The sequence below is a fragment of the Patescibacteria group bacterium genome, assembly GCA_023380635.1.
In the GTDB taxonomy this organism is placed as follows: domain Bacteria; phylum Patescibacteriota; class Microgenomatia; order JAMCZE01; family JAMCZE01; genus JAMCRP01.
Genome location: JAMCRP010000001.1, coordinates 92,647 through 105,538, shown reverse-complemented (window position 1 = coordinate 105,538; position 12,892 = coordinate 92,647). Strand labels below are relative to the sequence as shown.

Annotated in this window: 12 protein-coding genes, 12 tRNA genes and 1 pseudogene; 9 read left to right on the top strand and 16 right to left on the bottom strand. The window is 46.7% G+C overall.

Features of this window, described 5'->3' with window-relative positions; genetic code table 11:
- Nucleotides 1-25: 25 nt before the first annotated feature.
- The gene (locus M1403_00680; GenBank protein MCL4397526.1) at nt 26-697 is read right to left on the bottom strand and encodes a response regulator transcription factor; all 672 of its coding nucleotides are present in this window, start codon (nt 695-697) and stop codon (nt 26-28) included.
- Between the two features lie 73 nt (nt 698-770).
- Here M1403_00680 and M1403_00675 point away from each other — a divergent pair, with 73 nt between their 5' ends.
- Complete coding sequence (locus M1403_00675; protein MCL4397525.1) at nt 771-3,062, top strand: ATP-binding protein; 2,292 nt, start codon at nt 771-773, stop codon at nt 3,060-3,062.
- Here M1403_00675 and M1403_00670 read toward each other — a convergent pair.
- Nucleotides 3,028-3,993: a hypothetical protein gene (locus tag M1403_00670; protein ID MCL4397524.1), complete on the bottom strand. Its 966-nt coding sequence runs from the start codon at nt 3,991-3,993 to the stop codon at nt 3,028-3,030. The genes M1403_00675 and M1403_00670 overlap by 35 nt on opposite strands.
- 41 nt (nt 3,994-4,034) lie before the next feature.
- A complete protein-coding gene (locus tag M1403_00665; GenBank protein ID MCL4397523.1) occupies nt 4,035-4,640 on the bottom strand; it encodes a hypothetical protein in 606 nt (201 codons plus the stop codon).
- A gap of 27 nt (nt 4,641-4,667) precedes the next feature.
- On the opposite strand from M1403_00665, the gene M1403_00660 reads away from it, so the two are divergent.
- Nucleotides 4,668-5,423 carry a phosphatase PAP2 family protein gene (locus M1403_00660; protein MCL4397522.1) on the top strand — a complete coding sequence of 252 codons (756 nt, stop codon included), beginning with the start codon at nt 4,668-4,670 and terminating at the stop codon, nt 5,421-5,423.
- On the opposite strand, the gene M1403_00655 is transcribed toward M1403_00660, so the two are convergent.
- The 4 genes and pseudogenes from M1403_00655 to M1403_00640 form a co-directional block, all read right to left on the bottom strand.
- A complete protein-coding gene (locus M1403_00655) occupies nt 5,344-6,810 on the bottom strand; it encodes an RnfABCDGE type electron transport complex subunit D (protein ID MCL4397521.1) in 1,467 nt (488 codons plus the stop codon). The two genes, M1403_00660 and M1403_00655, sit on opposite strands and share 80 nt — an antisense overlap.
- Nucleotides 6,800-7,497 (bottom strand): annotated as a pseudogene (locus M1403_00650) (FAD:protein FMN transferase). Before M1403_00650 ends, M1403_00655 begins: the two are co-directional and overlap by 11 nt.
- Nucleotides 7,498-7,525: 28 nt before the next feature.
- Entirely contained in the window at nt 7,526-7,954 is a 429-nt protein-coding gene (locus M1403_00645) for an FMN-binding protein (protein ID MCL4397520.1), read from the bottom strand.
- A 67-nt stretch (nt 7,955-8,021) separates the two neighbouring features.
- A complete protein-coding gene (locus M1403_00640) occupies nt 8,022-8,300 on the bottom strand; it encodes an RNA-binding protein (GenBank protein ID MCL4397519.1) in 279 nt (92 codons plus the stop codon).
- Nucleotides 8,301-8,395: 95 nt separating this feature from the next.
- On the opposite strand from M1403_00640, the gene M1403_00635 reads away from it, so the two are divergent.
- The 3 genes from M1403_00635 to M1403_00625 all read left to right on the top strand — a co-directional run bounded on the left by M1403_00635 (nt 8,396) and on the right by M1403_00625 (nt 9,622).
- Nucleotides 8,396-8,923, top strand: a complete 528-nt coding sequence (locus M1403_00635) for a topoisomerase DNA-binding C4 zinc finger domain-containing protein (protein ID MCL4397518.1) — start codon at nt 8,396-8,398, stop codon at nt 8,921-8,923.
- Between the two features lie 138 nt (nt 8,924-9,061).
- Nucleotides 9,062-9,135, top strand: a tRNA-Gln gene (locus M1403_00630).
- Between the two features lie 43 nt (nt 9,136-9,178).
- Nucleotides 9,179-9,622 carry a DUF5666 domain-containing protein gene (locus tag M1403_00625; protein MCL4397517.1) on the top strand — a complete coding sequence of 148 codons (444 nt, stop codon included), beginning with the start codon at nt 9,179-9,181 and terminating at the stop codon, nt 9,620-9,622.
- 940 nt (nt 9,623-10,562) lie between these two features.
- Here the strand turns inward: M1403_00625 and M1403_00620 are convergent.
- The 9 genes from M1403_00620 to M1403_00580 all read right to left on the bottom strand — a co-directional run bounded on the left by M1403_00620 (nt 10,563) and on the right by M1403_00580 (nt 12,381).
- Nucleotides 10,563-10,636: transfer RNA gene (locus M1403_00620), tRNA-Val, on the bottom strand.
- Between the two features lie 6 nt (nt 10,637-10,642).
- Nucleotides 10,643-10,714 (bottom strand) — tRNA-Lys (locus M1403_00615).
- 9 nt (nt 10,715-10,723) lie between these two features.
- Nucleotides 10,724-10,799 (bottom strand) — tRNA-Arg (locus M1403_00610).
- Between the two features lie 21 nt (nt 10,800-10,820).
- A complete protein-coding gene (locus M1403_00605; protein MCL4397516.1) occupies nt 10,821-11,180 on the bottom strand; it encodes a DUF4112 domain-containing protein in 360 nt (119 codons plus the stop codon).
- A 488-nt stretch (nt 11,181-11,668) separates the two neighbouring features.
- Nucleotides 11,669-11,741 (bottom strand) — tRNA-Arg (locus tag M1403_00600).
- Between the two features lie 5 nt (nt 11,742-11,746).
- A tRNA-Gly gene (locus tag M1403_00595) sits at nt 11,747-11,817 on the bottom strand.
- A gap of 1 nt (nt 11,818) precedes the next feature.
- Nucleotides 11,819-11,891, bottom strand: a tRNA-Pro gene (locus tag M1403_00590).
- A gap of 341 nt (nt 11,892-12,232) precedes the next feature.
- A tRNA-Phe gene (locus M1403_00585) sits at nt 12,233-12,305 on the bottom strand.
- A 4-nt stretch (nt 12,306-12,309) separates the two neighbouring features.
- Nucleotides 12,310-12,381 (bottom strand) — tRNA-Gly (locus M1403_00580).
- 51 nt (nt 12,382-12,432) lie between these two features.
- On the opposite strand from M1403_00580, the gene M1403_00575 reads away from it, so the two are divergent.
- The 4 genes from M1403_00575 (at nt 12,433) to M1403_00560 (ending at nt 12,856) form a co-directional block, all read left to right on the top strand.
- Nucleotides 12,433-12,576, top strand: coding sequence for a hypothetical protein (locus M1403_00575; protein MCL4397515.1), 144 nt, complete (start codon nt 12,433-12,435; stop codon nt 12,574-12,576).
- 5 nt (nt 12,577-12,581) lie between these two features.
- Nucleotides 12,582-12,665 (top strand) — tRNA-Leu (locus M1403_00570).
- A 9-nt stretch (nt 12,666-12,674) separates the two neighbouring features.
- Nucleotides 12,675-12,761, top strand: a tRNA-Leu gene (locus tag M1403_00565).
- A 5-nt stretch (nt 12,762-12,766) separates the two neighbouring features.
- Nucleotides 12,767-12,856, top strand: a tRNA-Leu gene (locus tag M1403_00560).
- Nucleotides 12,857-12,892 lie beyond the last annotated feature (36 nt).

The following is a 12,892-nucleotide window of genomic DNA, read 5'->3' as shown; positions in this document are numbered from 1 at the left end:
CGGGGAGTAAGCGGTCTGTAAGAAGCTATTCTTTAATTACGTATCCGAATCCCCGGACAGAATGGAGGAGTTTTTTCTTGAAGTCGGCATCGACTTTTTTGCGTAGGTAGCCGATATAAACATCAACCACTCTCGTTTCAATGTCTGGCGAGTAAAGCCAAATGCGGTTGAGAATCATATCCCGGGACAGAACCCGACCAGGGCTGCTCATTAAAAACTCCAGGAGTTTGAATTCATGGGGCGAAAGGGTAATCAGTTTGTCGCCGCGTTTTACTTCCATTGTTTCGGTGTTCATCTCCAGATCGGCCACTTTTAGTTTTGCCTGACCATTGCCGCCACCGCGTAAACGGGTGCGAATTCTGGCGATAAGCTCTTCTGCCTCAAAGGGTTTGGTAATATAGTCGTCGGCACCCAGATTAAGTCCGTGAACAATGTCTCCAGTGGAATCTTTGGCCGTCAGCATGATAATCGGCAAAGTGGGATAATTTTTACGCAGAGAGGTGCAGACACTCTCGCCACTGATATCTGGCAAACCTAGATCCAAGATAACCAGATCGGGGTTAAATTTTTCCGCAGCGTCTAGCCCGGCAGTTCCGGTGCCGGCAGTTCTGACAGCGTAGTTGTTTTCAGTGAGAACGGTTTTGAGGTATTCCCTGATGCCCTCTTCGTCTTCGATGACGAGAAGATTCTTTAACATCAGACGTACTATACCACAGAATTGTAAGAAAAAAAGACCCTAAAATTTGTCTTCTGTGGTATTATTCTTACTGATGCCCAACCTGACTTTGAACCCCGCAGAAATTCCTCACCGTTTCCTGAATTCTCTCTGGGACGAGGCGCCGGTTATTGCTTTCCTGGTCGATAAGCAAGGTAAAATTTTTGACGCTAATCGGATGGCCTGGGAAGATTTTGAGTCTACTTTTGACACTCTTTTCGGAGAAAGTTTTTCCGGTTTATTTTTGCCCCTGGAAAGAGAACGCATCGAAGAATTTATCCGCATTGGTTTCGCTCTTTCCGAGCGGTCGCCGTTTGAAGTTTTTCAGGCTCCCTCCAAAAAAGGAAGTTCTATTCCTCGATTTCTGGAACTAACCAGCTCTCAGATTAATCCTGATAACGCGGGACGGATGCTCCTGATCCTGGTGCGCAACGTGTCCCGTACCGTCTGGCTCTTGTCCCAACAGGAAGAAGCCAAACATGAAGCCGAGAAAACCGCCTTGGCCATGCGTTACAGCGAACAGAAACTTCAGGCGGCTTTGGGAACCGGCAATATGGGCACCTGGGAACTGGATTTGGAAAGCGGACTGCTAGAATGGTCTCTTGGGGCGAAGGCAGCTTTCAAGGGAACATACCAGAAATATCTGGAAGATGTGGTTCCGGAGGATCGAAATAAGATATTCTCCCAGATTAATAAAGTTATCCATAAAAAAAGTTCGACTTTTCGTCAGGAGTTCAGTTTGAACACTCCTGATGGTGAGACACATCGCATTGAATCCAACGGTAGGCTAGTTTCTTCTGACCCGGTTCTACGGATAATAAGTGGCGTTTGGATAGATGTCAGCAAACGACGTTTTGCTCAGCAGCGTTTGGAGACCCAGTATGCTGTTTCTCAGATTCTCAGCCACAACCTTGAACTTGAAAAAGCTCTACCGTCCATCCTGGAACAACTAACGGCGGGATTAGATTGGGACCAGGCTGCCTTTTTAACCAACGACGAAGTTTTGGCACAATATAAAATATCCCGTCAGGAAATTAAAAAATGTCAACCGGAAATTAGTCAGGCTTTTAATCTCCGAAGCGTTTGCTGGTTAACGAATAAACCTACCGGAACTTGCCTGGCTTTTCCGATTTTGTTTCATAATGCGGCGGAAGCGGTGATTGTGATGAAATCGCCCGAAGTTAAGGTTATAAACCGGGAAATGAAAAAGTTTTTTGCCATTTTTGGGAGCCAACTGGGAGAATATATTCAGCGATATAAGGAGCACGCGCAACTAGAAAACTCCAGGATACAACTGGAGTCAATTTTTCAGAATGTGACCGAAGGCGTCTTGGTTTTTGGACCCAAAGGGAAAATTATCTTTGCCAATAAAGCCTCGGTGGGTCTGCTGGATTTTCCCAATACTGAGAGCCTGATGGCGGCAGGCGAAAAAGGCTTTGTGGCTAAATTCAGCCTTAATGATTGGCAAGGTGACAGGGTTAAACTTTCCAACCTGCCCGGACATCAAGCTCTTTCCCGCGGGGAAGAAGCGTCCTTGGTCGTCCGGTGTCGTCATTTGAAAAAAGGCACCGAGAAGTGGTTGCTGATAAAATCCCGCCCAATTCTTAATTCTTCGGGAAAAGTCCAGATGGCGGTGACGATTATGGAAGATATCAGCGAGCAGATTTCCGGCCAGCACCAGAAGGAACTTTTTCTGGGAGTGGCGGGCCACGAACTCAAAACCCCAATTATGAGCATTAAAGCTTTTGCCCAACTGGCCCGCCGAGCTCCAGATAAAAAATATCTGGAAAAGATTGATGAACAGGCGAATAGACTGACGAGAATCATTAACGAAATTCTGGATGTTACCAGGATCAGGGCCGGAAGATTGGAGTTCCGCAAACAGAAAATAGATCTTAATGAACTATTGCGGAAAAACCTCAGTATCGTTAAGCCCGTTCTGGAAGGCCATAAAATTGTTAACCGAATCTCCGGGCGAAGAGCCTGGGTTCATGGTGATTCAGATCGTTTGTCTCAGGTGGCCAGCAACTTACTGGTTAACGCGGCCAAATATTCTCCCACCGGAAGCCGGATAATTATCAGTTCACAAGTCGACCGCAAAGAAATTATAGTTTCTATCCAAGATTTTGGGATCGGGATTCCTAAGGAAAACCAAAAGCATATCTTTGACAGCTATTACCGAATCCGTAATACCCGGGCAAATAATACCGACGGGTTGGGGCTTGGCTTGTTTATCACCGCTTCGATCGTTAAAGCCCATAATGGCAAAATCTGGGTAAAAAGTGCTCCGGGAAAAGGGTCAACTTTTACTTTCAGTCTCCCCCTGACCAAATCGCGTTCGAAATAACGAAAGCTGCCAGTCTACGGTGCTGTTCAGGCAACGGTTTTCCACCTAAGGTTATGTCCCGCCATTCTCCAACAGTGCGTAAGGCAAGGAGGCCACGAATATGTTCGATATCCCGAGTTTTATTAGTTCCCAGATGATTAGAAAAATAGTCATTCAGCAAATCAGTGGCCGCTTCAGGCTGCTGGGGGTAATTAGACCAGAGCCGGGCAACACTTGCGGCCAGATCGTAGTGGCGCGGGTAAAGCCGACTGGCCCATTCAGTGTCCAGAAGATACAACCTTCCATTAAAATCTGCCAGGCGCCAGGGGTCCAAACCTGATGTTGCCAAGTTACGCTCAAAAAGAAAATGGGTTGACCCCATAAGTTTATTAATTTCCAGAAGTTGCTTTTGATCACTAAAGGACAGGCCAATCAAATCCCGCTCGTAGCGCTGAGCAGCAAGTTTTACAGCCCGGGAGGTAATCTTTTCCCGACCAAATTCTTTGTCTGCGAGAACTTCATAAGGTAATTCAATAAATAAAGGTTGTAAAGCAGCAGCCGCTCCAGAGACAATGGGAACATATCGGCGGGAAAAATCCGAGCGCAAATTTCCTCCTACAAGAGCCAGATGGCTGTTTGGTGGAATGTATTCTCTAATTAAATATGTCCGATTTTCAAAAGCTCCCACTGCCAAAACCTGCGGAGCGGTTACCGGAAGAGGTCTCGGCTGGTTAGTAATTTGCCGGTAGAAGATGGCTTCATTTAGAACCCTCTCCGCGCTTTTAACAGACAATCCCATCTTGAAGTAATAAAGCTCCCGATCTTTTTCCACAATACCAAGAAGCATTTGGGAAAAGGTGTCTTCCTGCCGCCAATTAAGCGTATAGCCCATTCCAGCCAAATAACTTTCCAGCCTTTGGGGTGGTGGTGATTGTTCTTTACTTATGCTCACCCTGGTATTCTAGTTATTATAGGTTAAGAAATCGTAAGAGATCATGTTTCGATTTCCCGGGTGATAATAATTGAAAAGACACCAAAAGCTACCAATCCCAGACCGACTATTTCCGGAATAACCGGATAACGGGTGTAATTAATTCCTGTTATAAAAACCAAACCGACCAAGCAAAAAAGCAAAGCTCTTCCCAAATAGCCAAAACGGGCCAGGAATAAAAAAGGCGGACGGACGGCCAGTTTTGTGGTTACTCCGATTTGCCAAAAAGCGGCGACTAAAAGAGCTAAACCTGTCCAAATAGAAGGTCTTTGGTGTAAGGAGAAAATTATCGAGGCGTAACCGGCGGCGCTCCCAAGATATCCAAGTCTTTCCAATAGGGGTTTAGTGATTAAAGCCCTGATTAGACCCCAAAAGGCATAGGCTGCCAGCCCGGCGATAACTATTGACCGCAGATATTTGCCATAGGGGAGTTGAATTAAATTGCTAATTGCCAGCTGCGGTGCCGGAATCTGGTTAAAGGCCAGCAGTCCCAGCAGAATGTACAAAATGCCGCGCATCACATAGCTAAATCGCACTCCCCGTGACAGCCATGATGAGCTGATACTCTGTTTTTTAGCCTTTTCTAACTGGGCTCTTTCTTTAAGCATATAGCAAGCCTTGTAAAATTAGTTCTTGTGAATCAAAATGGCCCTCAAAAAGCGGTAAGAGAATCTTTGGCCCCGCGGCCGGTGCGAAGGTACCGAACCTGGCTTTTCCAGGGATATGTGGTCATGGCATCGGTATTTTTTGTCTTTCTGGCCATTCTTTCCCGAACCGCAAATTATTTTCCTTTTGACCTGATAGCCAGCCGGTTTGTCCAGTCGTTTAACGCGCCGGCCATTAATTACTTTATGCAGTTTGTGAGTCTCATTGGCCGGGAGCCTCAGATGGGAATCATTTCTGTCCTTATTTTATTTTTAGTTTTTGCCCTGGGGCTACGCTACGAAGCCGTTATTGGGGCGTTGGCCCTAATCAGCTCCGATATATTTGAAACCCTGGTTAAAATTCTGGTTAACCGGCCGCGGCCAAGCCCTGATCTGGTGCGGGTTTTTACCACCATTCACCAGCCCAGTTTTCCCAGCGGCCATGTTTTAACCTACAGCGTTCTTTTTGGTTATCTTTTCTTTTTGGCCTACTCTCTTCTTACCCGATCGACTCTCCGAACAACACTTTTAATAGTTTTCGGTAGCCTGATTATCCTAATCGGCCCATCACGGGTCTACTTGGGAGAGCATTGGTCCAGTGATGTTTTAGGAGGCTATCTCTTAGGCAGTATCTGGCTGATTTTAACCATTTGGGTTTACCGCCGGTTTAAAAACCCGGGAAAAAGTCTGTCCGTATCCGTTCCTGACGGACACCAAGATCCGCTAAAGTTTTTTCAAAATCTTTAATCATCTTTCTTGGTCCGGAGAGGTAAAATGTCCTGACTTGAATATCAGGCACCAGTTCAGCGATTCTTTCTGCGGTAAATCGTCCGACTGAATAGTAGATTTTCATTTCCAGGCGATTTTGGGCCTCCTCAAAGACATTTTTATAAACAAAGTCGCCTTCTTCCTTCGCCCTGTAAAGCAGAATGATATCCCGTTTTTGGTTAGTATCTAAAAGATACCGGATCATGCTGCGAAACGGCGTAATGCCGATGCCGCCGGCGATAAATACCAATTTGATATTCGGATCAGACGGTAAAGTAAAATCTCCGGCCAGGTTGGCGGCGGAAATTGCTGCTCCTGGAGTAAGACTTAGCAAAGACTTTTTAAAAGAGCTGGCCGGCTGATTAAATTTAACTCCGATACGAAGCTCCGGCTCAGTCGGGGAAGAGGCCAGAGTAAAGTAGCGCCGGTTTCCCCGGCTATCAATATTTTGATGGGCCAATGTCCATTCCAGGAATTGCCCCGGGCGGTAGGTAAATGATTTATTTTGAGTAAAGACAAAATCGTAAACATCCGGGCCCAAGGGAAGTTTCTCTTTTAGTTTTAAAAATAGTCTTTTTCTGAAAGAAACGGAATACGAAAAAATATTCCCCAAAAGTAAGGCCAGCTCCGGCGTCGAGTAAACCGGACCAATGTGCAGCTGGGGAGCAAATAGAATTCCCACCAAAACGCCGTATGTTAGTTGCAAATTTTTGGTTGGCGGAGTCGTCAGAGGTTCTGTCAGCATCACAAAAGCAAAAAAGAGCAGGGGAGTAGCCAAGACCGTTTTGGTTAACAGAGTTGATAGGGGTGGTCCGCTATTCCAGCTTAATACTACAATTGTTAAGAAAGCGGAGAGCAAAAAACCGAGCACCATATCAGTCCTGTCAGTCTTGCGGATAAGGAGTATCCCGCCCAACAGGACAGGTATAAGCATTGGTCCCGTTCCGATCCACCAGCTGGCTGATTGACCCAAAAAGACCGACGTAAGAAAGACGGAAATCGCCACCGGATTAAACAGATGTTTGCCGTTTAAGGCAAAAATAAATTTTCCCGCCATGGCCCAGACGCCGGCCCAAAAAAGAAAAGGTAAATCGGAAAGAGTTTTTGCCGGAGTAATAATCAAAGCCAAAATCAGGGCGGAAATGTAAACTGACTCGGCGTTGGCCGTAACCGCAAATGTTCTGGCAAAAGTCCAGTTTACAGCGTAACAAACCAGGACCAAAAAACCAGCCGAAAAAAGCAGTCCCAGAGGGTTAAATGACAAAATGCCGGTGAAACTCAAGATGACAGCTATGGCTACCAAAGAAATCAGGTAGTAAAGCACCAGTTTGTACATTGTTATGTCGTTGAGAAATTTATCCAACATATTTTTCGAAGCCCGAGGTAAAAGTAGCGAGTCTTTCTTTATCAATCAGATAACCCTCAAAACCGGGCAGTTTTTCAATAAAATTAATTCCCTTTTTACCCATAGCAAAGGCCGCAGTCACAAACCGGTCTGCCTCAAAGATATCCGGACCAATGACGGTTAAGGAGACAATCTCGTCGGCCGATTGGCCGGTCAGGGGATTGTAGATATGCCTGCCCCGCTCGTAATTTCCTGAGGTGGCCACGCCTTTGTTTTTAATATTTAAGATCTTCACTATTTCCCCAATTTTAAAGGGGTTGCGGATACCCACTTTCCAGTCTTTGCCATTAGCCTGAATATCGCCTCCGGCTTCAATAAAAAATTCCCGGTAGCCGTCGTCGACAATCATGTCCGCGGCGTTTTTAATGGCCCAGCCCTTAACCAATCCTGAAGGATCAAACTTGTTTTTGCGCCAGGGTCGAAATAGCCGCCGGTTTCTTTTTTAGTAGCCTCACAAAGCTGCAATATCTCCTGCATCTCTAAATTTTCGCTGGCCCGGCCGCTGTTTATCACCGATACTTCACTGGTTGCTTTGAAAGGGCTATATTTCTCGTCAATATATTCAAAATAGGCAAACACTTTTTCCAATTCATCTGTTTGTGTCTGATGGGGTCTGTCAATGCCTGAGATGTCTATAGTTACTGGCATTCCCATGATGAGTCTGGTCTGTTTCATATTAGGCGGCTTTAGTTAACGCTGACTGCAGCGACTGGATAAAAGCCTGGCTGGTCTGGGTTGCCCCGGAAACAATATCTACCTGAGCGTTTTGGGCAGCAATGGCTTCCTGTTTTAACTGAGGTGTCGCCATCATATTAATCATCAGGGAAGTTCGTCGGTCGTGAGGATAGTCCAAAAAAGCGACATCGGTAATTTTCCCGCCGGCAACGGTTACCTGAACCTGGACATTACCATAAAAGGCGTCAACGGAGTCGCCGGTAAATTGTCCGTCTTTATAAACTGTCTGTGGAATTCCCGAAGGAGCCGGAACAGGGGAAGGAGCCGGGAGACCGACATTGGAAACAGCAGCATTGCCTTCCAGTTGCCGATGCAGAGAATAGGTGAGGAAAGTAAAAATAACTAGACCCGAGAGAAAAACTTTCTTCATAATTTGTGATCGTACCGATCTCGACTTAATTTTTGCTGAGAAACAGAGAAGAGCTTTTAGGAAATTTTTATCGGGGTTCCTTGGGCCGGGCAATATTAACGACCAGCTTTCTGCCTTCAAGTTCCGCACCGTTTAATTCTTTTATGGCTTTTTGGGCATCTTCAGGATTTGTGAATGTGACAAAACCAAAACCTTTTGATCTGCCGGTGGCCCGATCAGAAATTACCACGGCTTCAGTGATTGCTCCGAATTTGGAAAACATGTCTTTGAGATTCTCTCCGGTATAACTCCAGGGAAACCCGGCTACAAATACTTTATTCTGGTCCATGCTCCGCAAATTAATCATAAATAACTAAAAATTCTGCGAGTATCGCTACACAGGAGAGTAAGAACTTTATTTAAAAACTTGTACCTTTCAGCAAAACCTGCTATTCTGGTCGCATGGCTGATCTTTGCCCCAAATGCGGCGCTCCCTTAAGCGAACCAATGGACACAAAAAGCGGCAAAAGGTTACAGCGTTGCAGCAATAGCTCCTGGAACCCGCAAACGAAGAAAAATGAAGGCTGCGACTATGTCAAATGGTTGGAAGTGCCCCCTCAGGAATTGGAAGAGAAATGCCCGAAATGCGGCGCACCGCTGATTTTGCAAACGACAAGATTCGGGAAAAAAATGAAAAAGTGTTCCAAGGGCGGTTGGGACAAAACCACCAAACAGGCGACCGGCTGTGACTATGTCCAATGGATTAACGGCACTTCCGAACCGCTTGAGGAAGATTGTCCGGAATGCGGGGCTAAACTGGTTCTCTATACGACCGCTGCCGGCAAAAAGATGAAGAAATGTTCCACAGCAGGCTGGGATAAAGAAACCAAAACTGCGACCGGGTGCAAATATGTTCAGTGGCTCAAAGCTTCGGATTACGGTTCTCCAGACTCCGGCGGCGAAGAATTCCTGCCCCCGGATCCTTCCTAAGGCTCCAATCTGGTATAATTTTGCTGTTGCGGGATCGTCTCTCCGCCAACTGGCGGACGAGCATTTTCGCAAGAAAATGCGTTATGGTAGGGTCGAGCTCTGCTCGATAAGAACTAAAAACACAGGGTATCTATTTTTTGCGGGATCGTCTAATGGTAGGACAAAGGACTTTGGATCCTTGAATCATGGTTCGAATCCATGTCCCGCAGCCAATCTTCTAAGCATTTCCTCAGGATTTTTCGCTAGACTCTACTCATGACTAGTAACATGGCAAAAGTTATTCTGGGAATCCTGATATTAGTCCTCGTGGGCGGAGTGGCTTTTACTGTCGGCCGGCGCTGGACTCTGGTACGCAACCTTGCCGCAAACCGAGGGATATCCACGCCAAACAACCCATTTTATCCAAACAACTTTCGCCGGGGAGTTGGTCCGGGAATGATGTATAGAGGCTATGGAAACGGTGGAAGTGGCGGTATCAGTGGGCAAATTACCAATCTCAACGGCAGCCAAATGACTTTAACCTTACCTAGCGGACAAACCTATACCGTTAATGTAAATACCAACACCACCTACTCCCAAGTCAGCCCCGCTGCTCAGGGAAGCCTGAGAAACGGGGAAAATGTTACCGTTTTCCTGTCCCGCGGGGCTGACGGCTCAACTTCCGCTCAGAGCGTGCGGATCAACTCCGCGACGCAATAAACTGGTAAAATACCCCTCATGACCAGTTTCTGGCAAAAACTGCCAAAACCATTTACAGTTCTGGCGCCAATGGATGATGTCACGGATGTGGTTTTTCGGGAAATTGTCGCCGACTTGGCCCGGCCTGATGTTTTCTTTACGGAATTTGTGAACGCTGACGGGCTGCTTTACAACCCCAAGAGGGTGAGTAGGAAGCTTCGGCTTACCGAAATACAAAGGCCAGTAGTGGCTCAAATCTGGGGCATTCACCCCGAAAATATTGCCAAAGCAGCTAAAACGGTCAAAGATCTGGGTTTTGACGGCATAGACTTGAACATGGGCTGTCCGGACCGCAAAGTGGTCAAACAGGGCGGGGGAGCGGGAATGATCGGAAACTATGAACTGGTCAAAGAGGTTATAGACGCGGCCCGTGTCGGGCTACCGCTAAGCGCTAAGACGCGTTTGGGTATTAATATAAACATAGCTAAAGAGTGGCTCGGCTTTCTTCTCGAACAGAAACTGGCAGCGCTGACGGTTCACGGCCGGTTGGCTAAACAGATGTCTAATGGTCAGGCAGATTGGGAAGAAATCGGCAAAGCCGTTAAGCTACGGGAAAAAATTTCTCCGGAAACATTAATAATTGGGAATGGGGATGTCAAATTTTACTCCGAAGTATTAGAGAAATACGAGAGATATGGAATTGATGGGGTAATGATTGGCCGGGGAATTTTTGCCAACCCACTGGTTTTTTCTAAAACCGAGAGAGAATTAAACCGCGAAGAAAAAATCGCCTTGGCCAAAAAACATTTTGAATTATTTAGGCAAATTTGGGGTCAGGACAAAAACTTCGAAATTGTTAAAAAGTTTTTCAAGATTTATATTAATAACTTTCCCGACGCCGCCATGTTACGAAAAAAATTAATGGAGGCTAAAACTCCGGAAGAAATAGGAAGAATCTTTGTGGCCAATGAGGGACTCGAACCCCCGACATCTTCGATGTAAACGAAGCGCTCTAGCCAACTGAGCTAATTGGCCGTTTTGTGAGCCGCCAGGGATTTGAACCCTGAACCAATACCTTAAGAGGGTACTGCTCTACCGTTGAGCTAGCGGCCCAAGTTTGCCTGGCGCACCCGAGTGGAGTCGAACCACCAACCACTTGTTCCGAAGACAAGGGCTCTATCCATTGAGCTACGGGTGCCTGCTGGCTGGCTCTATTATACTATTTTTGCAGTATTTCTCCCTCGACGGTGTCTTTGGGGGCGTATTTTCGGAGAAGGTCATAGTTTGTCCGGTTGGACTTGTAAAAAGCGCTGGCTAAAGCTCCAACAAGCGGAATTTCGCCAATTAAAAAGTTAAGCAGAATGTTTCGGATCATCCTGGCAATTATTTCTTCCGGAATTTCCAGCTTCCAGGCCAGCCAGATCAAATAAAAGCCTAAAAATGTCGCCAGAAAACTGCCAAAACCGGGGACCAAATCAAGCAGGGGATCGAAACCAATCCCCAAGCCCAGAAGCTTAAACTGGTCGTCCAAAACTCTGGCGATAATTCCGGCTGCCCGCAGATGATCCTTTGTGGTCATGGGCTATGATACACCAGCGCCCAAAAAATTTGCTAAAAAATATAAAGAAATCTAATATTAACCCATGAAGAAAAGACAGCTATCCCAAGCGGAGGTCGCATATGTCCCTGGTGCTCCCCCTACTTCAGAAAAATCATGCCATAACTGCTCTTTTATGAGCCGCTATTCTATTAGCCCCGACAAAAAAAGCAGCGAGTGCACGATTGTGGAAAATGTTAATGACGAAAATGGTTACTGCCAATGGTGGAGCCCCCAGTCTGAGAATCGCTTCCGGTCGGCTGCCAAAGAGCTTTTTTGGTTCTTTTTAGGCCTTACCAGGCACTGAAGATTATTTCCTGCTTAAAAAGAAGTTTTGAACGGCGAAGTAGTTGGGTTTAGAGGAGGTAATAGAAGGGTGGTGTACGGGAGTCGGACCCGCTAAAAACAGCTCCACAAGCTGCCGCCTAAGCCGTTCGGCACACACCACCATATTGCTTTCTGCTTTTTAGTGCGCCCGAAGGGAATCGAACCCCCAACCGACTCGTTAGAACCGAGTTGCTCTATCCGTTGAGCTACGGGCGCTCGTGAGCGGGATAAGGGAGTCGAACCCTCTTCTACTCCTTGGAAGGGAGTCATACTACCGCTGTACTAATCCCGCGTCGGGGATGGCAGATTTGAACTGCCGACCTCGCGGTCCCAAACCGCGCGCTCTACCAACTGAGCCAATCCCCGTGAGGTAATTTTTCCATTTTTAAAATCGCGTTCAAGTTGGCCATGGCTATTTTTATATTTGTTTTCAAATAGCGCGGCTTCTCTAATATCAGCAAACTCTCTATAACCAATCATTGTTAATGGCCTCCTGTTTTTTGTCGATCTGACATTCCCAGAATTGTGTTCATCAACTCTACGATTAATATCGGTAGTTGAGCCAATATATTTTCTCTTATCCTTTAGGCTTTCCAATATGTAAACGTACCCCTTCATATTTCTTTCAGGTCCCGCCGGGCAGAGCCCTCTGGGCGGCGCCCAAACCGAGCGTTCTACCGATGAACTACACCCCGCCAAGAAATTTGTGCTGAGGATGTGAGTCGAACACATATCTGATGCTCTTCAGGCACCCGCCGTGACCACCTTGGCTACCTCAGCTCGGAGCGGGCGAGCGGAATCGGACCGCCTGTCTTCTCCTTGGCAAGGAGACGTATTACCGGTATACAACGCCCGCTGGTACTATCCTCCGATTATAACAGAAGCTCGATTATGATAAAATCCATCTATGGATAATTCCAATAACCAAAAATTAATTATCGAGTTCGAGGGCCCGGAGGACAAAATCCAGGAGCTTTTGGAAAGACTGGAAAAAGAAGCTGATGAGAGCGACGATCTCGAAATTAAAGCGGTAACCATTCGTAAGGATTAGCTTACGGCCGAGTGGCGAAATGGTATACGCGCAGCACTTAAAATGCTGTGACTATAAAAGTCGTGCGGGTTCGACTCCCGCCTTGGCCACAAAATCTTGCCGTGATGGTGGAATTGGTAGACACGCAGGCTTCAGGAGCCTGTTGCCTTAAACAAGCAGTGGGAGTTCAAGTCTCCCTCACGGCACATTTGCGGACGTGGCGAAACTGGTATACGCGTAGCCTTGAGGAGGCTATGGGCTTAAAATGCTCGTGGAGGTTCAAGTCCTCTCGTCCGCACCAGATCCTGCCTGCCGGCAGGCAGGTTGACAAACCTGC

What these genes read in the sequence shown, in the direction of transcription:
- M1403_00680 (MCL4397526.1), bottom strand. Translation starts at nt 697, where the DNA reads ATGTTAAAGAATCTTCTCGTCATCGAAGACGAAGAGGGCATCAGGGAA.
- M1403_00675 (MCL4397525.1), top strand. Translation starts at nt 771, where the DNA reads ATGCCCAACCTGACTTTGAACCCCGCAGAAATTCCTCACCGTTTCCTG.
- M1403_00665 (MCL4397523.1), bottom strand. Translation starts at nt 4,640, where the DNA reads ATGCTTAAAGAAAGAGCCCAGTTAGAAAAGGCTAAAAAACAGAGTATC.
- M1403_00655 (MCL4397521.1), bottom strand. Translation starts at nt 6,810, where the DNA reads ATGTTGGATAAATTTCTCAACGACATAACAATGTACAAACTGGTGCTT.
- M1403_00645 (MCL4397520.1), bottom strand. Translation starts at nt 7,954, where the DNA reads ATGAAGAAAGTTTTTCTCTCGGGTCTAGTTATTTTTACTTTCCTCACC.
- M1403_00640 (MCL4397519.1), bottom strand. Translation starts at nt 8,300, where the DNA reads ATGATTAATTTGCGGAGCATGGACCAGAATAAAGTATTTGTAGCCGGG.
- M1403_00635 (MCL4397518.1), top strand. Translation starts at nt 8,396, where the DNA reads ATGGCTGATCTTTGCCCCAAATGCGGCGCTCCCTTAAGCGAACCAATG.
- M1403_00625 (MCL4397517.1), top strand. Translation starts at nt 9,179, where the DNA reads ATGACTAGTAACATGGCAAAAGTTATTCTGGGAATCCTGATATTAGTC.
- M1403_00605 (MCL4397516.1), bottom strand. Translation starts at nt 11,180, where the DNA reads ATGACCACAAAGGATCATCTGCGGGCAGCCGGAATTATCGCCAGAGTT.
- M1403_00575 (MCL4397515.1), top strand. Translation starts at nt 12,433, where the DNA reads ATGGATAATTCCAATAACCAAAAATTAATTATCGAGTTCGAGGGCCCG.